The 20,436-nt window shown below is 35.0% G+C and carries 17 protein-coding genes; 8 read left to right on the top strand and 9 right to left on the bottom strand.

Annotated elements, in window-relative coordinates:
* Positions 1-14: 14 nt before the first annotated feature.
* From C1Y58_RS18175 to C1Y58_RS18165, 3 genes are read right to left on the bottom strand one after another with little or no spacing between them, the layout of a single operon-like run.
* On the bottom strand, positions 15-1,856 hold the full coding sequence (locus tag C1Y58_RS18175; RefSeq protein ID WP_207655778.1) for an ABC transporter ATP-binding protein: 1,842 nt from the start codon (positions 1,854-1,856) through the stop codon (positions 15-17).
* Positions 1,843-3,594 carry an ABC transporter ATP-binding protein gene (locus C1Y58_RS18170; protein WP_105617602.1) on the bottom strand — a complete coding sequence of 584 codons (1,752 nt, stop codon included), beginning with the start codon at positions 3,592-3,594 and terminating at the stop codon, positions 1,843-1,845. Before C1Y58_RS18170 ends, C1Y58_RS18175 begins: the two co-directional genes overlap by 14 nt.
* Positions 3,595-3,639: 45 nt before the next feature.
* Positions 3,640-4,131, bottom strand: a complete 492-nt coding sequence (locus C1Y58_RS18165) for a MarR family winged helix-turn-helix transcriptional regulator (protein WP_105617600.1) — start codon at positions 4,129-4,131, stop codon at positions 3,640-3,642.
* A gap of 361 nt (positions 4,132-4,492) precedes the next feature.
* On the opposite strand from C1Y58_RS18165, the gene C1Y58_RS18160 reads away from it, so the two are divergent.
* From C1Y58_RS18160 to C1Y58_RS18150, 3 genes are read left to right on the top strand one after another with little or no spacing between them, the layout of a single operon-like run.
* Positions 4,493-5,917: an NAD(P)/FAD-dependent oxidoreductase gene (locus C1Y58_RS18160; protein ID WP_105617599.1), complete on the top strand. Its 1,425-nt coding sequence runs from the start codon at positions 4,493-4,495 to the stop codon at positions 5,915-5,917.
* 12 nt (positions 5,918-5,929) lie between these two features.
* Positions 5,930-7,222, top strand: coding sequence for an NAD(P)/FAD-dependent oxidoreductase (locus C1Y58_RS18155; protein WP_105617597.1), 1,293 nt, complete (start codon positions 5,930-5,932; stop codon positions 7,220-7,222).
* A complete protein-coding gene (locus C1Y58_RS18150; protein ID WP_105617595.1) occupies positions 7,210-7,581 on the top strand; it encodes a DUF1667 domain-containing protein in 372 nt (123 codons plus the stop codon). The genes C1Y58_RS18155 and C1Y58_RS18150 overlap by 13 nt, the downstream gene beginning before the upstream one ends.
* Positions 7,582-7,710: 129 nt before the next feature.
* Here C1Y58_RS18150 and C1Y58_RS18145 read toward each other — a convergent pair whose 3' ends face one another.
* Together C1Y58_RS18145 and C1Y58_RS18140 are read right to left on the bottom strand one after the other, a co-directional pair.
* Positions 7,711-8,604, bottom strand: a complete 894-nt coding sequence (locus C1Y58_RS18145; RefSeq protein ID WP_105617593.1) for an ArsR/SmtB family transcription factor — start codon at positions 8,602-8,604, stop codon at positions 7,711-7,713.
* Positions 8,605-8,744: 140 nt separating this feature from the next.
* Positions 8,745-10,190, bottom strand: coding sequence for a spore germination protein (locus C1Y58_RS18140; RefSeq protein ID WP_105617591.1), 1,446 nt, complete (start codon positions 10,188-10,190; stop codon positions 8,745-8,747).
* Between the two features lie 198 nt (positions 10,191-10,388).
* On the opposite strand from C1Y58_RS18140, the gene C1Y58_RS18135 reads away from it, so the two are divergent.
* Positions 10,389-11,585, top strand: a complete 1,197-nt coding sequence (locus C1Y58_RS18135) for an HD domain-containing phosphohydrolase (protein ID WP_105617590.1) — start codon at positions 10,389-10,391, stop codon at positions 11,583-11,585.
* A 38-nt stretch (positions 11,586-11,623) separates the two neighbouring features.
* Here the strand turns inward: C1Y58_RS18135 and C1Y58_RS18130 are convergent, their stop codons facing one another.
* On the bottom strand, positions 11,624-12,655 hold the full coding sequence (locus C1Y58_RS18130) for a 2-hydroxyacid dehydrogenase (RefSeq protein ID WP_105617588.1): 1,032 nt from the start codon (positions 12,653-12,655) through the stop codon (positions 11,624-11,626).
* Between the two features lie 218 nt (positions 12,656-12,873).
* On the opposite strand from C1Y58_RS18130, the gene C1Y58_RS18125 reads away from it, so the two are divergent.
* The gene (locus C1Y58_RS18125; RefSeq protein WP_105617586.1) at positions 12,874-15,444 is read left to right on the top strand and encodes a heavy metal translocating P-type ATPase; all 2,571 of its coding nucleotides are present in this window, start codon (positions 12,874-12,876) and stop codon (positions 15,442-15,444) included.
* Between the two features lie 233 nt (positions 15,445-15,677).
* A complete protein-coding gene (locus C1Y58_RS18120; protein WP_105617584.1) occupies positions 15,678-15,944 on the top strand; it encodes a metal-sensing transcriptional repressor in 267 nt (88 codons plus the stop codon).
* A gap of 37 nt (positions 15,945-15,981) precedes the next feature.
* Here C1Y58_RS18120 and C1Y58_RS18115 read toward each other — a convergent pair whose 3' ends face one another.
* From C1Y58_RS18115 to C1Y58_RS18105, 3 genes are all read right to left on the bottom strand, one after another.
* Positions 15,982-16,257, bottom strand: coding sequence for a DUF503 domain-containing protein (locus C1Y58_RS18115; protein ID WP_105617583.1), 276 nt, complete (start codon positions 16,255-16,257; stop codon positions 15,982-15,984).
* A gap of 365 nt (positions 16,258-16,622) precedes the next feature.
* Complete coding sequence (locus C1Y58_RS18110; RefSeq protein WP_105617581.1) at positions 16,623-17,084, bottom strand: Lrp/AsnC family transcriptional regulator; 462 nt, start codon at positions 17,082-17,084, stop codon at positions 16,623-16,625.
* Positions 17,085-17,402: 318 nt separating this feature from the next.
* Positions 17,403-17,561, bottom strand: a complete 159-nt coding sequence (locus tag C1Y58_RS18105; RefSeq protein ID WP_105617580.1) for a DUF1540 domain-containing protein — start codon at positions 17,559-17,561, stop codon at positions 17,403-17,405.
* A gap of 221 nt (positions 17,562-17,782) precedes the next feature.
* Between C1Y58_RS18105 and C1Y58_RS18100 the strand changes: the two genes are divergently transcribed.
* Together C1Y58_RS18100 and C1Y58_RS18095 are read left to right on the top strand one after the other, a co-directional pair.
* Positions 17,783-19,123 carry a CCA tRNA nucleotidyltransferase gene (locus C1Y58_RS18100; protein WP_105617578.1) on the top strand — a complete coding sequence of 447 codons (1,341 nt, stop codon included), beginning with the start codon at positions 17,783-17,785 and terminating at the stop codon, positions 19,121-19,123.
* A 247-nt stretch (positions 19,124-19,370) separates the two neighbouring features.
* Complete coding sequence (locus C1Y58_RS18095) at positions 19,371-20,363, top strand: CotS family spore coat protein (RefSeq protein WP_105617577.1); 993 nt, start codon at positions 19,371-19,373, stop codon at positions 20,361-20,363.
* The last annotated feature ends 73 nt before the right edge of the window (positions 20,364-20,436 follow it).

The following is a 20,436-nucleotide window of genomic DNA, read 5'->3' as shown; positions in this document are numbered from 1 at the left end:
GGGCTTTCATATATTTATAATTTATCTATCTTAAACTGCGTTGTGTATAAGTCATAATAGAATCCTTTTGTCTCTAGTAACTCATCATGGTTTCCGTATTCTATGATTTGACCATCTTTGAGAACAAGTATTTTTGTAGCATTTTTAATGGTTTGTAAACGGTGAGCAATGACAAAACTTGTTCGGTCTTGCATTAAATAATCCATACTTTCTTGGATTTTAGCTTCTGTTCGTGTATCAATATTGGATGTAGCTTCATCAAGCACCAAGACATCGGGATTAGCAAGTATGGTACGAGCAATGGATAAGAGTTGGCGTTGTCCTTGGCTTAAGTTATTACCACCTTCAACGACCTCGGTATCATAGCCTTTACCAAGATGTTTGATAAAACTATGAGCATTAGCTAGTTTAGCCGCTTTTTCCACCTCTTCATCGGAAGCATTAAGCTTACCGTATTTAATATTATCTTTAACGGTCCCAGTGAATAAATAGGTATCTTGCAGAACTACACCCACTTTATCCCGTAAATTATCTTTTTCAATATTGTTGACATTGGTGTGATCTAACAGTACTTCGCCGCTATTAACATCATAAAAACGGTTGAGTAAATTGATGATAGTTGTTTTACCAGAGCCTGTAGGACCTACAATAGCGATGGTATCACCAGGATTAGCTTCAAATGAGATATTTTTAAGGATCATCTTATCCTCTTCATAGCCAAAGAAGACATCTTTCATTTCCACATGACCTGCTAAGTGTTCAACTGTTTTTTCATAGATATCTGTGTCGTATTCCGATGTTTCATCCATCATTTCAAAGATGCGTTCCGCTCCAGCGATGGCAGATTGAATCGTATTGAATAATTGAGCAATTTGGTTAAGAGGTCTAGAATATTGCTTAGCGTAGTTAGTGAAACTTGCAATCATACCTACAGAAGCCATATTCATAACAGCTAATACACCACCTACAGCGATAATTAAAGCATATGAAAAGTTATTCATAAAGTTCATAACAGGAAACATGATACCTGAGTAAATTTGGGCACGGGCACCGGCGTCTCTTAAATTGTTATTGGATTTTGTGAATTTATCGATAACATTTTCTTCTTGAGAATATAGTTTAATGGCTAATTGTCCATTAATAGACTCTTCAACTATGCTATTGACTTCTCCTAAATACTTCTGCTGATCGCCAAATGCTTTTAAAGTTCTTTTAGCAATAAATTTAGTAAAGAGAATAATAATAGGAACTATAACTAAAGCAACAAGAGCCAAAATCCAGTTAGTTTTAAACATGATGATGACTGCTCCAATGACGATGAAAAAACTGGAAATCAACTGAGTCAAACTCTGTGAAAGTGTGGTATTAATTAAGTCAATATCGTTGGTTAGTTTACTCATTAGTATACCACGAGGGTTTTGATCGAAGTACTTAATAGGTAAATTTTGAAGCTTGGTGAAGGCGTGTTGCCGTATATCTCTAACAGTTTTTTGTGCGATTTTAGACATGGTATAGGTTTGAGACCAATAGAATATAGCATTGAGTATAGCGATAGCTATAAAGGCACCCACAATTTTCATCAAGCCAGTCATATCACCTTCCAGAATATATTTATCGATAGCCACACCTATTAAATAAGGTACAACTAAGCTTAAAGCTGTGGTGATGATAACACTCATAAACACAACAGATAGTCCAGCTTTATACTCTTTTAAATAGCTCCAAATCCGATTAATAGTTCCTTTTACATCTTTCGCTTTTTTACTACCGCCCATTGGTCCGCGCATACCGCCTCGCATTCCTCCGCCCATGCCGCCACCCATTGGACCACCTGAACCTTTTCTATTTTGCATCATCTAACGCCTCCTCTCCATATTGAGAAAGGTAGATATCACGATAAACATCACTGGACTCTAATAGCTCTTTATGTGTACCGAAACCATCCATATTCCCCAAATCATCAAGGACTACTATTTTATCTGCATCTAGAAGACTTGAGATTTTTTGGGCAATAATGATGACGGTTGTATCTTCTCCCATTTGTTTCAGTCCTTTTTGAATTTTTTCTTCAGAATGAGCATCAACAGCACTTGTACTGTCATCAAGTATTAGAATAGCTGGCTCTCGAACAAAGGCACGAGTTAATGATAAACGCTGCTTCTGACCACCAGATAGATTAGTACCCATTTGTGTAAGTTCGTGTTCGTATTTTTTTTCAAACTGACTGATATATTCATAGGATTGAGCTTTCATAGCCGCGGCTTCCATATCTTCCATGGAGATATTAGCCTTTCCTTGTTTGATATTATCTGCCACTGTACCAGAGAATATAATTGCTTTCTGTGTGACAAAACCAATTTGTTGACGAAGTTCTTTAATATCCAATGATCCAATAGATCGACCATCAAATAAGATATCGCCATCATTGACATCATATAATCGTGGTAATAGTTTAACTAATGTGGATTTACCAGATCCGGTGGAGCCAATTATCCCAATTGTTTCTCCAGTATTTACCTTAAATGAAATATGATTAAGAGTATTTGAGACAGCTTGATCTTTATATGCAAAGGATACATTTTTGAATTCAATATTACCTTTAAGCTGAAAATTTTTAATGTTATCTGCTGATGGCTGAATATCAGGTTCTTCAGTAAATACTTCATTTATACGTCTAGCACTGGCTTCAGCACGAGATAAATTCATAAGGATCATAGCCACCATCATTAATGCCATCAAAATTTGCATTAAATAATTAATAAAAGCCATAATTGCAGATACTTCAATAATATTGTTGATGGCATATGTACCACCTAAACCAATAATCGCAGCTTGCCCGAAGTATATGGTGACCATAATAACAGGAAAAATTAATGAAATGATTCTGTTAGCTTTGATAGCGATATCCATATAATCATCATTGGTCCTTTTAAAACGCTTATTCTCGTGGTTAGAGGTTACAAAAGCTTTAATTACTCGGATGCCAGCCATGTTTTCAAGTAATACAGTGTTGACATTATCTAGTTTATCCTGCATTTTTCGAAAATAAGGATAAGCAAATTTGATAACAATGACTAACCCAAGAATAAGAACAGGAACAATAACAATAAGTGTTTTTGATAATTCAGGACTTGTAATATAGGCTAATGAGATAGCACCAACTAATAGGAAGGGTGCTCTTACAAAAGTTCTCAATAATTGAAAAACAATCATTTGAACTTGAGTTATGTCATTTGTTAATCGCGTAATCAGTTTTCCAGCTTTGAATTTATCAATGTTTTTAGCAGATAAGCTTTGAACTTTTTTAAACAAATCACTCCTTATATCTGCACCTAAGTTCATAGCTGCTTTACTGGAGAAAACTGTACTTATAATTCCGCTACCAGCACCTAAGAGTGCAACAAGAATCATTGCAGAACCTACTTTGATGACATAGCTCATATCACCAACAGCTATACCGTTATCTAATACTAAAGTCATTAAATAGGGTTGTAATAGATCCATACCAACACCGAATAGGATAAAAAGTGGACCAAGTATTGCTATAGCCTTATATGGTTTAAGGTAACGGAGCATACATATGATCGATTTCATAGACGACCTCCTTACTGAAAATTAATTAGTTAGCTAAATAAATATCTAGCTTTTATCTTTAAGTGCATCAATATTAGATTCAATATTTAAGGTTAATTTTTTGGTTAATTCTTTATAGATGAGTTTCTCGCCTTCAGAAAAATTTTTAAAGTAGTTTTCTTCCATACGCGTAAAAAGCTCTTCCAATTGATGGTAGACTTCTTTCCCTTTCTCTGTGATATAAATTCTTGTAGCACGTTGATCATTTGGATCAGCTTGTTTTTCTAGTAGGGCTGATTTTTCCATACGATGAACCATTTGCGTGACTGTTGAAGGCTGAATACCCATGATAGCCGAAAGCTCTTTCTGGGTTCTGCCATCCATGTGAAATAAGATTTGAATTAAAAAAGGTTGACCTTTATAAAGTCCAATAGAGCTAAGAGCATCACGGATAAGACGTCGATGCTGGTGAATGCAATTAAAAAAAATATGATGGAATTCATGTTCAAAATTTGGATGCACTTCCTTCATTATTTCAACCCAATGTTTTCGATCCATAATTATAGCTCCTTTGAATTTATTTAGTCGACTAACTAAATTATAGAGAACTCAGATTTATTTGTAAAGCTTTTTAAATCGAATTCATAAAATGTTTACATATCTACTTCTATTATGAACGAGGTGCTTTTGAATTATGTTCTTCTTGAAATGCTTTAAGGAATATGTTATCATTAACATAAATAGGAAATGAATATTGAGACCAATGGAGAAAAGGAGTCATATAAAAAGAAAGCTTATGTTAAAGCTTTGTTTTTGTATGGCTCTTTTTTTGTCTTTAGCACATTTTTGTATAGAGTTCATGGTCTTTGAAGTAATAGGAAATAATATTGAATAATCGATGAAATTTGGAGGGATAGGAATGTATGATGTAGCAATAATTGGTGCTGGTGTTATAGGGACGTTAACTGCTAGGTTACTTTCACTCTATGATTTGCAAGTTTGCATCATAGAAAAAGATGGTGATGTGGCAATGGGGACAACAAAGGCTAACAGTGCCATTATCCATGCTGGATACGATGCGAAGCCTGGTTCATTGAAAGCAAAATTAAATGTTAAAGGTAATGCCATGATGGAGCAGGTAGCAAAAGATTTAGCAGTACATTTTAAAAGAATTGGCTCTTTCGTAGTTGCTTTCAATGATGAAGAGATGGCAAGAGTAAAGGAATTGTATCAACGAGGTCTTGATAACGGTGTCCCTGAAATGAAAATTATCAATGGGAATGAAGTACGAGAAATGGAACCGAACTTATCAGAAGATATCATAGGTGCTTTATATGCGCCTACAGCAGGAATCATAGGACCTTATGAACTAACTGTAGCTGCTGCTGAAGTTGCAGTAAGAAATGGTGTGGAATTAAAATTAGAACATGAAGTCGAATCTATTAGTGAAGAGGAAGATGGATATAGAATTCAAACAAATCAAGATTCTATACAAACTAAAGTTGTGATCAATGCCGCGGGTATTTTTGCAGATGCTATTGCTGAGATGGTTGGTGATCATAGCTTTGAAGTACATGCAAGAAAAGGGGAATATATGCTTTTGGATAAAAGTCAGGGTAATACTGTCAGTAGAGTTATCTTTCAACCTCCATCTAAGGTAGGGAAAGGAATATTAGTTACACCGACAGTTGATGGTAACCTACTCGTAGGACCAACAGCTGATGAGAGTCAAAAAGAAGATTTAGCAACCACTCAGAAAGGTTTAGAAAAGGTCTTAAGAGGTGCTAAACGTTCAGTTCCTAGTTTCAATGAGCGTGAAGTTATCCGTTCCTTTGCAGGATTAAGAGCGGTTGGATCTACTGGAGATTTTGTTATTGAGGAAGCGGATGGGCTAAAAGGCTTTTATCATGCTGCAGGGATTGAATCTCCTGGATTATCTGCGGCGCCTGCTATAGCAGAAGAGTTACTAAGAAAAATAGGTGATGTAATAGAGTTAAATAAAGTAGAAAATTTGAACTTACTTCGCAAACCTTTTAAACGATTTAGTGAATTAACCAATGAAGAACGAAGAGAACTCATTAAAAAAGATCCACGCTATGGAAAAATCGTTTGTAGATGTGAGAAAGTAACGGAAGGAGAAATTATAGAGTGTATTCATCGGCCAGCTGGAGCAACTAACTTGGACGCTGTGAAAAGACGCACAAGAGCCGGTATGGGAAGGTGTCAAGGAGGATTTTGTTCACCTAGGGTAGTGGATTTATTGGCTAAAGAACTGGATCTACCTATGGAAGAAGTAACAAAGCAAGGAAGCGGCTCATATTTACTTGTGGGTAAGACTAAATAGGAGGGGAAGAGGATGGAACAAAGAGAACTTGTCATTATCGGTGGAGGTCCAGCAGGTTTAGCGGCAGCAGTTGAAGCCTATGACCAAGGTATAAGAGATATCTTAATTATTGAACGAGATAGTGAACTAGGCGGAATATTGCAACAATGCATTCATAATGGATTCGGGCTTCATATTTTTGGAGAGGAGTTAACAGGACCGGAATATGCTTGGAGATTCATTGAAGAAGTAAAAGAGCGTGGTATCGATTACAAGTTAAATACAATGGTACTGGATATAAGCGAGAAGAGAGAAGTATTAGCAGTCAATGAAGAAGATGGACTCTTAGAAATAGAAGCAAAAGCCTTAGTATTAGCCATGGGTTGTAGAGAAAGAACAAGAGGTGCTCTTAATATTCCAGGTATGCGTCCGGCTGGTATTTATACAGCTGGGGCAGCTCAAAGATTCGTCAATATGGAGGGGTATTTACCTGGCAAAAAAGTTGTTATTCTTGGTTCAGGTGATATTGGACTTATTATGGCAAGAAGAATGACATTGGAAGGGGCAAAAGTTGAAATGGTTTGTGAACTACTTCCTTATTCAGGAGGTCTAACAAGAAATATCGTACAATGTTTAGAGGACTTTGATATTCCGTTGAAACTGGAACATACCGTTACTCAGATTCATGGAAAGGATCGTCTGGAAGGCATTACTATAGCCCAGGTAGATGCTCATAGAAAACCTATAAAATCGACAGAATGTTTTGTTGAATGCGATACACTTCTCTTATCTGTAGGACTTATTCCGGAAAATGAATTATCTAGAGAGGCTGGTATTAACATGGATCATATTACTTCAGGTCCTGTTGTTAATGAATCCATGGAAACATCCATAGAAGGTGTCTTTGCTTGCGGCAATGTAGTTCATGTTCATGATTTAGTGGATTTTGTAACAGATGAAAGTCGAGTTGCTGGAAGGTGTGCAGCTTCTTATTTACGGGGTAAGCACTCTTCAGAGCAAGAGGATCCCATAGTCACCAAAGCAGGAGAAGGAATCAGGTATGTTATACCCCATCACATACGCCATCAATTATTGCAAAAGGAGAATAAACTTTTCTTTAGGGTTCTTGACATTTATAGTGATGTTAAATTAGTAGTGCGATGCGATGATCAGATTCTTTATAGTAAGAAGAAAAGGAAGTTAGCGCCTGGTGAGATGGAAAGTATCCCTATTACCGATCAGATGATTGTAAACATGGAGGGTTATTCAGAGGTTACTGTAGAAATTCAACAATCAGGGTTAGGAGTGAGAGAATGCAAGAAGTAAGAGAAATGGTTTGCATTGTTTGTCCGGTTGGTTGCCATATGAAGGTAACCTCAAATGAAGGGCAGGTAACAAAGGTTGAAGGGAACAGTTGCAAAAGAGGGATCGGTTATGCTGAAGCAGAGTGTACTCACCCTACAAGAACTCTAACAACAACCATGCGGATCAAAAATGGTGAGGTACCTATGATATCTGTAAAGACTGATGAACCTGTACCAAAGTCTTTGCTTATGGCATGTATGGAGGCTATTAATAAAGCGAAAATCCAAGCACCTATTCATGTAGGAGATAAGATAATAGAGAATATTTTGGACACAGGATCCAATATCGTAGCAACTCGAAACTGTGAAAGGAAGGCTTAGCCTTGTAAGAATATTACATTAAGGATAAGTATCAATATGGATGAAAGTGAGTATTGGAGGATTAAAAGGTTAATGGTCAGTTTGAAGCATAAAGAAAGCTATGTTTAATCTTTAAACATAGCTTTTTGGTTAACCTACTTTAACTATAATATCTTGAGGGTAATTACCAAAACCCTGACCAAATAGTGTAATACCTCCAGGGTGTTCTGTTTCCTGGGGTGCAGCTATACGTAGAGTTAAATCTTCTTTAAAGTAAGGAAGTAAATCTTCTATAGTTACATCAGAAAGTCGGTTACCATCAATATAGGTGGCTTCCTTTGTGACTCTTATTGTTTTTAATAATCCATACTGTGTTCCAAGAGACCACCAATCCGGTGTATAGATACCTCTTTTGTCTCCGAAGTCACCTGGACTCATCCATTTACCTAGGCAGTGACTATTGATGTAAAAGTAAATATCTGATGGGTAATCATTTTTGTAATGGGGGTATTCTGAACATAACTCTAGAGAAATTTCTAAGTATGTTGCAGAAGGTGTCAATAAATAGCTTGGAATTTTATATTCAATCCAGCCATTTTGAAACCATAAAATACTTCCAGTCATTCGCTCTGGGTTACTGAAATATCGTGGATCATCCACTATACCGATGAGTTTCTCTTTAGAAGCAATACCACAGGTAGGTTGAATGAGATAGTTGGAAAAATGACCTACAGGAATTTCGAGGCTTTCATACTGTGGTACTTCAGCAACTGGTAACTTGAAGTCCAGAGTTACTTCATCCAAGATGAGTTTACACTTTTTTTGTAAACCTCTTTTACCTGGTAAATTTTCTGCCTCAACGACACCAGCTTTTTGTAACATGTTTATATGCCTAGCAACGATAGTTGATGAAATATTGAGTATACCTGCAAGTTCACCAATATTCCTAGGTTCATCTCTAATTAGCTCTATCATCTTTAATCGAGTTTCTGATGAGAAACATTGAAAAAACTCAAGATTCTCAGTATCTACATTAATCTTCATTTGTCTACCCCTATTCCCATTTCGTAGTGTATCTATGTTGGATATGAAATTAATTCGTTCTATTGGATTGTACAGTATCTATTATATAGGGAAGGTAGACAAGCGTCAATTAAATGAACTAAAATGTTTATCAAATGTAATTACTGCTTATTGGTAGACCGATCTCTTTTGATTTCGATAATAGGCTTCCTAAAGATCAGGTTACTCATTGCTTGAGCATTCCATGGATAAAGTGGCCATGTATATCGAAAACCTCCAAAGGTTTTTGTAGTGAAGACCATGATGATGAAATAGGCCATACCGATTACAAAACCCCAAATTGCATATCCCCAGAAAGCAAAAACACCTGTCAACAGCAAGAGTACCACTCTGAAAACGATAATGGCTAAAGAGAATTCAATACTAGGTGAGGAGAAAGTACAAATACCCACAATGGCCATATATAATACTGCTTCGGGACTCACCCAACCAACCGTTACAGCGAATTCGGAAAGAAGTAAGCCACCGATGATACCCAGCGAGGTCGACAAGGCGCTTGGAGTATGGATTGAAGCAATTCTCAGTACATAAAGTCCGAATTCCAACAGTAGAAATTGTATAAACAAAGGAATGGTTTGTTCTTCCTTGGCGCCAATAAATTGTAACCACTCTGGTAGGTAATCCACATAGTATACAAGAAGTAACCAAACAGGCGTAACGACTAAAGCAGCCAAAAGAGCTAAAAATCTCATCCATCTTGTATAGGTACCGATAAATGGCGTTTGATAATAATCTTCTGCATGTTGAGTAAAGTGAAAAATAGTTGTTGGTAGGAGCAATAAGCTTGGTGAATTATCAACGATAACAGCGATATGCCCTTCTAGTAAATGAGCAGCAGCCACATCGGGACGTTCTGTGAAACGTGTCTGAGGTAATGGGTTATACCATTTCTTTTTATAGAGTAGTTCCTCTAAGGATTTTTCAGCCATGACCAAACTGTCAACTTCTATTTCATCGATTTTATTTCGTAACTCATCTAAGATTTTGTCGCTGGCAAGGCCATCAATATATGCAATAGCCACATCGCTTTTGGATCGCTTTCCAACTTGTTTCATTTCAAAAATAAGTCTTGTATCGCGAACTCTTCTACGAATTAAGGCTGTATTGAAGACAATGGTTTCCACTAAGCCATCACGAGAACCACGGGTTACTTTTTCTAAATCAGGTTCTGAAGGACCGCGAGCTGGGTAAGTCCGAGCATCTAAAAGTAAGCCCTCAGTTTGATTATCAAAGACTATAGCCACATTTCCTGATAAAACTGCTGTTTCCATTTTATCAAGGTCAGTAAAGTAATCTACTTCCAGATAGCCAATATGTCTTTCTACAAAGCCTCGTAGGTCGTTGATACTTGCGCTTTCATCTAACCATTGCAGATCTTCTAATATACGTAGCATGATGTCATCTTTTACAAACCCATCTACAAAGATCATAAAAGCTTTTGTACCAGCAAATTCAATATCTCTGCCAATCAAATCGAAAGATTTATCAAGAGGCATTCTAGATTTTATTAATAATTTATTGTCTTCCAAATTCAATGCAAGTTTCATAAAGCACCTCAATCCTATATATATAACCTCTTATTTCGTCTAAACCTATTTTAACCCAAAGCAAAGGGTCTCATGCGATACAGCAGTGTATCCTTTGTAATTAATAAAGGAATTGAATAAATTTTAAAAATCTTTTCAATTAATAATAGTTCTATATAATTATTGCGATGTGCCGATATATATATTGAGGTGACAAAGATGAGATTCTGCTTAAATAATTTAATTCTATCCTTATCTTATGCATTGGACTATATTGAAATAGAGCTATTAGGTGTGGCTAGTAATCACTCAAAGAGAGTAGCTTATATTTCTGCATCCATAGCCAGAGAATTGGGGTATAACGACCAAGAGATTTTTACAGTTATCTCCTTAGCTTTACTTCATGATATAGGGCGCTGTAAGAATTGGTTGCAAAAAGATAAGATAGAAACAGATCGAAAAAAATATGATATTCAGCATTGTGAAGAAGGTCAAAAAATCATTGACTCTTTGGGACTATATGCTGATGCTAAAGATGTTATCCTTTATCACCATGAAGCCTATGATGGTAGTGGAATGTTTGGGTTGTCGGGTAATCAGATTCCTCTTAATTCACAAATCATTTCGTTAGCAGACAAAATAGAAAAGTTGTTTAGAGTGATGCATTCAGATCGGGAAAGTCGCGAAAAAATAATTCAGTTTATTAAAGACAGCGAAGGTACTTTGTTTGCACCGGTTGTGGTAGAAAGCTTTGTAAAAGCCAGTGAAAAGATTATATTTTGGTTGGAGTTGATGGATGACAATATTAATAAGGGACTCCGTAGAATTATGCCATTTTATCATATTGATACGAATTGGTATGAATTAAGAAGCATTACTTCTATTTTTGGAGAGATTATAGATATTAAATCCAGTTTTACGAAAAATCATTCAGCTCTATTAGCAGAAAGTACTGGTATCATGGCAGAGTATTATAAGAAGGGTAAAGACGAGATGCAAAAATTACTGATAGCTGCAGATTTACATGATCTTGGTAAGCTGGTCGTTAGTAATGATATTTTACATAAAAATAGTCAATTAAATCTTCAGGAGTTCGCCAAAATTCAGGAGCATTCCTATTATACACGAAAGTGTCTTGAAGATATCGTCGGTTTTGAAGATATTACAGAATGGGCTGCCAATCATCATGAAAAACTGAGCGGAAGAGGTTACCCTTATGGTAAAAAAGCACATGAGCTTGATTTTAACTCGAGACTTTTAATGTGTCTGGACATCTATCAAGCTTTAGTTGAAGAACGACCCTATAGAGGATCTTTAAAACATGAAGTTGCAGTTGACATGCTAAAAGAATTAGCTTCAAAAGGAGAAATTGATGCTGACATTGTTAATGACATTGACATGGTTTTAAGACATTGAAATCACCCTTTAAAGAGGGAGTAAAACGCCTAAGGTAATTAACTTAGGCGTTTAATAACACATCCGTTTTCATCACAAACATAACCAATTTCATTAACCAATTCTTTTCCATCAGTTAATTGCTGTATACTGTCCATTGTTGTTGTAGCTATATTACCTAAGGCTTCTTTAGTAAAGTAAGCTTGATGGGATGTAATAAGAACATTAGGGAAAGTAATGAGTCTTGAAAGCACATCGTCTTTAACGCCTTTATCTGAAAAATCTTCATAGAAATATTTATCTTCTTCCTCGTAAACATCCAATGCCGCACCACTTATTTTCTTTGATTTAAGCGCATCAATGAGATCAACCGTGTTGATCAGCTTACCACGTCCAGTATTGACAATCATAACACTATCCTTCATTTTAGCAATACTATCTTTATTAATGATATATTCCGTATCTTTTGTTAAAGGACAATGAAGTGAAACAATATCACTTTGTCGAAAGAGTTCATCTAATGAAACATAATCATATCCCATTTCTTTGGCATAAGCTTTATCAGGATAGAGGTCATAGGCCAGAACTTTACAGCCAAACCCATTTAGGATCTGGATGAAGACTTTTGCGATTTTGCCTGTACCAATAAGTCCTACTGTTTTGCCATACATATCAAAACCTAGAAGACCGTTCAAAGAAAAATTGAGATCTCGCGTCCGGTTATAAGCTTTATGAATTTTTCTGTTAAGGGTTAGAATCATGGAAATCGTGAATTCAGCAATGGCATGTGGAGAATAAGCTGGTACGTGAACAACATGAATCTTATCCTTAGCAGCTTTAAAATCAACATTATTATAACCAGCACAGCGAAGTGCAATTAATTGAATACCATAGTTATAAAGTTGATCTATGACATAAGCTGAGGCTTGATCTTGAACAAATATAGATACAACATCAAAACCTTCTGCTAATTTAACAGTCTTATCATTTAATCTTTCTTCAAAAAATGTTATATCATAATGATAAATTTCATTAAGTTCATCAAATATTTCTCTATCATAGGGTTTTGTATCAAAGAATGCTATTTTCATTATACCACCTCGTTCATTGGAGAGATTTTAATTATATCAATTAATAATGATTATTAATTAACTCTAATTATAGAGGAAATTTCAGTTTTGTCAAGTAGGAGTGAGTCAATACTAGTGTTTCCATTGTATTTTAAAATAATTATTGACAAAACTAAGAAAAGAGCATATGATATAAAATATAAATACACCCCCTATGGGGAGGGGTAAGGAGGTATCCTATGAAGAAGGAAAAATATGATATTACTGGGATGACTTGTTCTGCATGCTCCAGCGCAATTGAAAGAAATGTTGATAAAGGAGCAGGTATATCAAAAGTTCAAGTTAACTTGTTAGCCAATAGTATGGAAGTAGAGTATGATGAAAAGAATGTATCCTCAGAGGATATTATATCCATAGTGAAAAAGACAGGATATGGGGCTAAAATCCATAATGCAGATGACCATATGTTGAGTTCTTTTGAAGAGGATCAAAAGGTTTTAAAGAGACGATTTATTATATCAGTGATTTTTGCTATTCCAGTCTTCTATTTAGCCATGGGACCTATGATGGGACTACCTGCACCAAGCTTTTTAATGGGTATGGAAAACAGCTTAACCATGGCATGGGTGCAATTATTACTTGTACTTCCTGTTGTTATAGCCAACTTTAAGTACTACCGTTCTGGAACCAAATCACTCATAAAAGGGTCACCTAATATGGACTCCCTTATTGCTGTTGGAACTGGGGCAGCACTGATCTACGGAGTATTTGTCATGACTAGGCTTAATGAAGGTTTTCAGACTGGAAATATGCAGTTAGTAGGGCAATATGCTATGGATTTTTATTTTGAGTCTGTTGCAGTCATTCTTACTTTAATTACATTAGGTAAATTTTTAGAAAGTAGGGCTAAAGGAAAAACTTCTGAAGCCATAAAAGCTTTGGTGGATTTAGCGCCTAAAAAAGCAATTATTATTGTAAATGGTGTTGAAAAGGAAATACCTATTGAGCAGGTCAAAAAAGGAGATCAGATACTAGTTAAGCCGGGAGCTAAAATCCCTGTTGATGGTATGATTGTTAAAGGTACGACCACAGTAGATGAATCCATGCTGACAGGTGAGAGTATACCTGTAGCAAAAAAAGAAGGTAGTGCTGTTATTGGAGCGGCTATCAATAAGTCAGGTGCTATCACTGTTGAAGCTACAAAAGTTGGAGAAGATACAACCCTTTCGCAAATTATTAAGCTTGTTGAAGAAGCGCAAAGTACAAAAGCACCAATTGCAAAGCTAGCCGATAAAATCAGTGGTGTATTTGTACCAACCGTTCTTCTTATAGCATTAGCTTCTGTTATTGTATGGTTGCTTGTTGGAGCTAGTTTCACTTTTGCATTATCTATTGGGATTGCAGTTCTCGTTATCTCTTGTCCATGTGCTCTAGGTCTTGCAACACCAACGGCGATTATGGTTGGTACAGGAAAAGGTGCAAGCAATGGTATACTTATTAAAGATGGAGAAGCTCTAGAGACTCTGCATAAAGTGAATACAGTGGTTCTCGATAAAACAGGTACGATAACAATAGGTCAACCTAAAGTAACAGATATCTATACGTTTAATGGAATGAATGAAGACAGTTTATTAATGATGACAGCTTCAGCTGAGAAAAAGTCAGATCATCCATTAGGGGAAGCTATTATTAATGAAGCTGATAGTAGAAAGTTAATGCTTAAAGAACTGGACAGTTATGAAGAAGTTGCTGGGCATGGGCTTAAAGCTTATTCAGAAGGTAAAGAACTTCTTATAGGTAATCAGAAATTCTTAATCGATCATCAAATAATGCTTGCTGAAGGAGAGTCTATAGCAGACAAGTTGGCTTATGAAGGAAAAACCCCTATATTTGTGGCTAGTGAAGGAAAGTTGCTTGGAATAATTGCTGTAGCTGATACTGTTAAAGAAACCAGTAGGGCTGCCATTGCTGCTATGCAAGACATGGGTTTAGAAGTAATTATGCTGACAGGGGATAATAAGAAGACTGCAGAAGCTATAAGACGTCAAGTCGGTATACGTAAAGTTGTTGCTGAAGTTTTACCACAAGATAAATCCAATGTAGTGAAAGAATTACAAGAACACGGCCAACTAGTGGCAATGGTAGGAGATGGGATTAATGATGCACCTGCTTTAGCAGGAGCAGATATTGGAATAGCCATCGGTTCAGGTACAGATGTAGCGATTGAATCAGCAGACGTTGTATTAATGAAAAGTGATTTATTTGATGTTGTTACTGCTATTGAGTTAAGTAAGGCAACTATTCGAAACATCAAACAAAATCTCTTTTGGGCTTTTGCCTATAATTCAGCAGGGATTCCTTTAGCAGCTGGAGTCTTTTTCAGTCTTTTAGGATGGAAGCTTAATCCTGAATTTGCAGCTGCAGCTATGGGGTTAAGTTCCATCACAGTAGTAAGTAATGCTTTAAGACTAAAGGCTTTCAAAGCTAAAAATCCTGAAGACATACAGCTAAAAACCGAATCAGTTGAAGGTGAAGTTGTATCATATGAGGGAAAAGTTCACGATAATAGAAATACAATGATGGAGGTAGGGGAAATGAAAATGAAAGTATCAATTGAAGGTATGAGTTGTGGTCATTGTTCTGCACGTGTTGAGAAACTTTTAAATGCCATGGAAGGTGTTACAGATGCAGTGGTTAATCTTGAGGAGAAGTATGCCACAGCTAATGTTTCTGATGCCGTAACAGATGAGGCTGTAAAGGAAGCTATTACTGATGCTGGATATGAAGTTGTAGCTATTGAGAAAGTGTAGAGATATGTAAATAAAAATATATAATAGGGTCTAGCCTATGAGGTTTTCTATTGCGCCAGCTGAAAAGACGTCCATGTCTTAGACAGCTGGACTCGCTATCCGTGGCTCTCTGCTCCATAGAACACCTCACAGGCTTTTGGTATCATCAGATTATGTGTTATAATTTTTATAGTTACATGGAGTTAAGAACGATGAAAAACATGTAATTGATGTGTAATAGTGAGGTGAGGAAGATGGAGAAAAAGGATAATAAGGCTATTATTAATCTTTTGAAGACTGCTAGGGGGCAAATTGATGGGATTATTAATATGTTGGAGGAAGAGCAGTATTGTATCGATGTTTCTAAGCAGGTATTAGCTGTTCAGGGGTTAATGAAGAAGGCTAATCTTAAGATCTTAGATCAGCATATGCGCAGTTGTGTTAGAACTGCTATGGAGAATAATCAGGGTGAAGAAAAGATCGAGGAGATCATTACAATTCTTGATAAGTATTATAAGTAGGACAAGTAAAAGTATTGAATAAGAGAGGATGCAATCATTAAATCCTCTCTATTTTTGTAATTTCGCAGCGCTCATCGTAATCGATAAAATTTATAATAGTCTCGATGACTTGCTCACATTGTGTGTTTGAATTACTAACACAAGCAAAACCAATGGTGGTTTTGTTCCAGAGCTCATGTTCAGCAATTTCAGCAATACTGACATTAAAACGTTTTCTAATACGCTCCATTAGACTTTTAATAACGCGTCTTTTATCCTTCAGAGAATAAGCATCGAAGATATATAGTTGAATTTCACAACCTCTTAAAATCATATTATCACCTTTATTTCAAAGAGAAGATATAGTAACACTTCATATTTCAAGTGGGTTTAACAATTTCACATGAGAAGATGAAGTAGAAGCTTTAGTTAGTTATTTGAATTTTTTACTTTCAACATGCATCAGTGAGGAAAAAAAGTTTTTCTTGATTTTTCATTAATTTTTCTGTAAAATAAATGTAACATGTTATTAATAATATTATATCCAAAATTATAACCCAAAAACAGTAAATGTTTTTGGGCATAAGGGAGGATATTGTATATCAAAAAATTGTTAAATGCATAACAAAGTATTATTTAGAAAAGAAGAATAGGTGGAGCTATTCTTCTTTTTGTTTTTTAAATCATATGACTTATGTACTATTGAAAATCCTCAATTTTTGGCTTAACAGAGTATTGTTTCTTCATAGTAGATAAAATCACGTTAGTTTGTGTCTTACGAATACCAGGTAAACTTTTTAAGGTATTCATAATACGTTGAAGACTTAGAGTATTTCGAGTTATGATTTTCAGTGAATAATCATAAGAGCCTGCTAAATAATGACACTCGAGAATTTCATCTTCATTCTCAACGAATTCTTGAAATTTTGCACTAAAATGTGAACGTTCTAAACTTACAAACATAATTACAGTTAAATCTTTTTGCATTTTTTCAGGATCTAAAATAGTTGTATATTGCTTTATATACCCTGAATTTTCTAATTTTCTCAATCGTTCACTTACTGCTGAAACAGATAAATTAACACATTGACTTATTTCAGAAATAGAAATTCTTGCGTTTTTTTGTAGTAAATTAATTATCTGAATATCAATATTGTCCATGAGCAATACCTCTTTTGTTATTTTAAAATCACTTATATTTTAGCATGTAAACTTAAAAACTTAAAGTGAATTTATGATATTTTAAAAAATTTTAGGTTTTTACCAATAATATTTAATTTTATTTGTTAAATAACACTAAAAACTTGACACCGAAAAAAATGACAAAGTGTTACTCATCCTATGTGAGCATACTTTGGTCTAATGCGATGCCTTAGACTGCTGCTTTTGCGATTGAAAGAAAGTATGGCTCTTTATTTCCTATACTATAAAAAAATCATCCCATAGGATGATTTTAGGTTAAATTATAAATTAGATTAATTATCTTTTTTGGAAGCTTCCACAATCAGTTTCTTCAACTGTAGTAGCAGTTGTATTATGCTTTACGACATCAATATGTTGTAAGGTACAATAGTTTTCATTACCATTGTGATAACGACATTCGTTTACGTTACATCCAATATTCATATTCTTATCCATAATATCCTCCTTAAAATAGTTATAAGATATCTCTATCTCATAAAATGAAAATTAACTTGATTATAGCGGAAATCAAATTAACACTTCTATTATTTGCTTTTGAAAATTTTATATACACAAAAGAGTTGTTTTTTTTTGTTGATAAAGGTTATACTTTAATTAATCCCCATATACAGTTTATAAAAAAACGACCTCATCTAGGTTTGATTGGAGGTATATTTATGCATAAAATAGCTTTACCAGATAAAGTTAAATATATTATTGAAACCCTTAATGTTAATGGTTTTGAAGGGTATGTTGTAGGTGGTTGTGTAAGAGATTCAATTATCAATAAAGAACCTCACGATTGGGATATTACGACATCGGCATTACCAGAAGAAATGAAGGCTCTCTTTGATAAAACAATCGATACAGGCATTCAACATGGTACTGTGACAATTATGTTAGATAATGAACCATTTGAAGTAACTACATACCGAATAGATGGAGAATATGAAGATTGTAGACGACCTAAAGAAGTGTTTTTTACGAAAGATATTGTTAAAGATCTAGAGAGGCGCGATTTTACCATTAATGCAATGGCCTATCATCCTGGCGAAGGACTGGTAGATCCCTTTGAAGGAGAAAAAGATTTAGAGTTAGGTATAATTCGATGCGTTGGAAAGGCTGAAGATCGTTTTAAGGAAGATGCTTTACGTATGTTAAGGGCTGTAAGATTTTCTGCCAAACTAGGGTTTGATATTGAAAAAAATACTTGGGAGGCAATTAAGAGAAAATCGGATTTAATAGACAAAGTGAGTGTCGAGAGAATTCGGGAAGAGTTAAATAAATTACTACTATCTAATTACCCTGAGAGATTATTTTATTTAAAGGAACTGGGATTAATGCGTTTTATTTTACCAGAATTTTTACCTGCATTCACTACAGAGCAGAATAATCCATACCATATCTATAATGTAGCTGAGCATACGATGAAAACAGTTCAAGCAGTGGATGCTACAGTGCTATTACGTTGGACAATGCTTCTGCATGATATTGGTAAACCATCTACCAGAACAACAGATGACTTTGGTATAGATCATTTTTATAACCATGACACTAAAAGTCTTGAGATTGCTGAGAGAATATTAAAACGCTTGAAGTTCGATAATAAGACGATTAAATCAGTTTTAAAGTTGATTGAACACCATGATTACCGTTTTAAGCCAGATCCAAATGAAGTACGAAAATGTATACACTTAATCGGGAAAGAATTGTTTGAAGATTTGATTGCAGTACAGGTAGCTGATGCTTTGGGACAAAACCCTGATTTTTCAAATGAGAGGACTTCAGATTTATTAGAGATTCTAGAGCTATATAATATGATATTGAGAAATAATGATCCTCTTGAAATTAAGGATTTAGCTATTGGTGGTAACGATCTATTAGAGCTAGGTTTAAAGGGCAAGGTGATAGGTGAGATTCTTGAAGCATTGATGAAGTATGTTTTAATGGATCCAGAACTTAACAAGAAAGAAATATTAAAGGGTCTAACACAAACCCTTCTAAAGAGAGAGATTTAAAAGTACCAATTTTATTTCATAAAAAATTAATCATGTCCTCATAATCCGTGACGGTACATCATATAAATTTATTGTAGTAGGAGAATTTCTTGATGAAAATCTCTTAATATGATAATAAGGACAGTAAATTTATTTTTACGTCCATATCAGGGATCAGGTATCATACAAATGTACTTGTATTAATACAATTTTCCTTAAATACAAAGGAATAGTATCCTTAATTTATATAGCGAGGGTGTGGGGATGTATGCGAGAGTTTAATCCACAGATATTACGGGCGTTTGGCCTTAAACCAAAGGCAGTCAAACGAGCCTTTGGTTCACATATTTGTGAGACAAATGAAGGACTAAAAATGGTTAAGACCGTGAATATTCCGGTGGAATGCTTGCTTTTCATCCATAGTGCCAAAGAGCATCTCAATCGACAAGGATTTAGCAACATTGATCGGTTCAATGAGACAGATTATGGTCAACCTTATTATGAATATAATAAAAACATTTATGTTGTTAAAAACTGGATTGATGGGGAAGAATGTGATTTTACTGATTTTGACAGTGTGAAGTGGGCAACACAGAGTTTAGCTAATATGCATGTGGCTTCTAAAGGAATGAGACCTTTAGAGAGTAGTCGTATAACCAATAAGTTAGGTTTACTTCCTGAGGCTTTTGAAAAACACTATAGGGAACTAACTTATATGTATAAAAAGGTTCGAAAATCCAGTAGATGGAATGATTTTGATATATTATTCATAAAAAACTATAACGACTATATTGAAGATGCATTTGAAGCAAAAGAAGTAATGAATGAATCCAGTTATTCCGCTCTTATTAAACAGGCAAGGGATGAAAAAGTATTTTGTCATGATAAGTTTACCAATCATAATTTACAAATTGCTAAAAATCAAATGATGATCATTAATTTTGAACATTGTTGTTATAAGCTACCTTTAAATGATCTATTGCGTTTCTATGAAAAGGTTATGCGTAAATGTGAATGGGATGAGAAGAAAGGTTTTGAAATACTAGATAATTATAGTAAGATAAAAGGATTGAATGATAAAGAACTAAGGGTTTTCTATGCCATGATGCTATTCCCTGATAAGTATTGGCGGCTAAGTAACCAACATTATAACACTAGGAGGCATTGGATGCCTAAAATCTATGATGTAAAGATGAATGAGTTAGTTCATCATAAAGAGGCTAAAAAAGAATTTTTAAAATCTTTGAAAAGAAACTTATAATCCTTGGCTCGTCCCCTTGAAGGGGGAGGAGCTTGACTTTTGCTCTGATTAACCTAAAATAGAAGTATAAAGA

It is taken from the genome of Vallitalea okinawensis, assembly GCF_002964605.1.
In the GTDB taxonomy this organism is placed as follows: Bacteria; Bacillota; Clostridia; order Lachnospirales; family PQDH01; genus Vallitalea_A; species Vallitalea_A okinawensis.
Note: the sequence above shows the minus strand (reverse complement) of the source record. Positions and strands in the feature narration are given on the sequence as shown.

Excerpts from the sequence above, each read along its gene's own strand:
- C1Y58_RS18175 (WP_207655778.1), bottom strand. The coding sequence starts at position 1,856 with ATGATGCAAAATAGAAAAGGTTCAGGTGGTCCAATGGGTGGCGGCATG.
- C1Y58_RS18170 (WP_105617602.1), bottom strand. The coding sequence starts at position 3,594 with ATGAAATCGATCATATGTATGCTCCGTTACCTTAAACCATATAAGGCT.
- C1Y58_RS18165 (WP_105617600.1), bottom strand. The coding sequence starts at position 4,131 with ATGGATCGAAAACATTGGGTTGAAATAATGAAGGAAGTGCATCCAAAT.
- C1Y58_RS18160 (WP_105617599.1), top strand. The coding sequence starts at position 4,493 with ATGTATGATGTAGCAATAATTGGTGCTGGTGTTATAGGGACGTTAACT.
- C1Y58_RS18155 (WP_105617597.1), top strand. The coding sequence starts at position 5,930 with ATGGAACAAAGAGAACTTGTCATTATCGGTGGAGGTCCAGCAGGTTTA.
- C1Y58_RS18150 (WP_105617595.1), top strand. The coding sequence starts at position 7,210 with ATGCAAGAAGTAAGAGAAATGGTTTGCATTGTTTGTCCGGTTGGTTGC.
- C1Y58_RS18145 (WP_105617593.1), bottom strand. The coding sequence starts at position 8,604 with ATGAAGATTAATGTAGATACTGAGAATCTTGAGTTTTTTCAATGTTTC.
- C1Y58_RS18140 (WP_105617591.1), bottom strand. The coding sequence starts at position 10,190 with ATGAAACTTGCATTGAATTTGGAAGACAATAAATTATTAATAAAATCT.
- C1Y58_RS18135 (WP_105617590.1), top strand. The coding sequence starts at position 10,389 with ATGAGATTCTGCTTAAATAATTTAATTCTATCCTTATCTTATGCATTG.
- C1Y58_RS18130 (WP_105617588.1), bottom strand. The coding sequence starts at position 12,655 with ATGAAAATAGCATTCTTTGATACAAAACCCTATGATAGAGAAATATTT.
- C1Y58_RS18125 (WP_105617586.1), top strand. The coding sequence starts at position 12,874 with ATGAAGAAGGAAAAATATGATATTACTGGGATGACTTGTTCTGCATGC.
- C1Y58_RS18120 (WP_105617584.1), top strand. The coding sequence starts at position 15,678 with ATGGAGAAAAAGGATAATAAGGCTATTATTAATCTTTTGAAGACTGCT.
- C1Y58_RS18115 (WP_105617583.1), bottom strand. The coding sequence starts at position 16,257 with ATGATTTTAAGAGGTTGTGAAATTCAACTATATATCTTCGATGCTTAT.
- C1Y58_RS18110 (WP_105617581.1), bottom strand. The coding sequence starts at position 17,084 with ATGGACAATATTGATATTCAGATAATTAATTTACTACAAAAAAACGCA.
- C1Y58_RS18105 (WP_105617580.1), bottom strand. The coding sequence starts at position 17,561 with ATGGATAAGAATATGAATATTGGATGTAACGTAAACGAATGTCGTTAT.
- C1Y58_RS18100 (WP_105617578.1), top strand. The coding sequence starts at position 17,783 with ATGCATAAAATAGCTTTACCAGATAAAGTTAAATATATTATTGAAACC.
- C1Y58_RS18095 (WP_105617577.1), top strand. The coding sequence starts at position 19,371 with ATGCGAGAGTTTAATCCACAGATATTACGGGCGTTTGGCCTTAAACCA.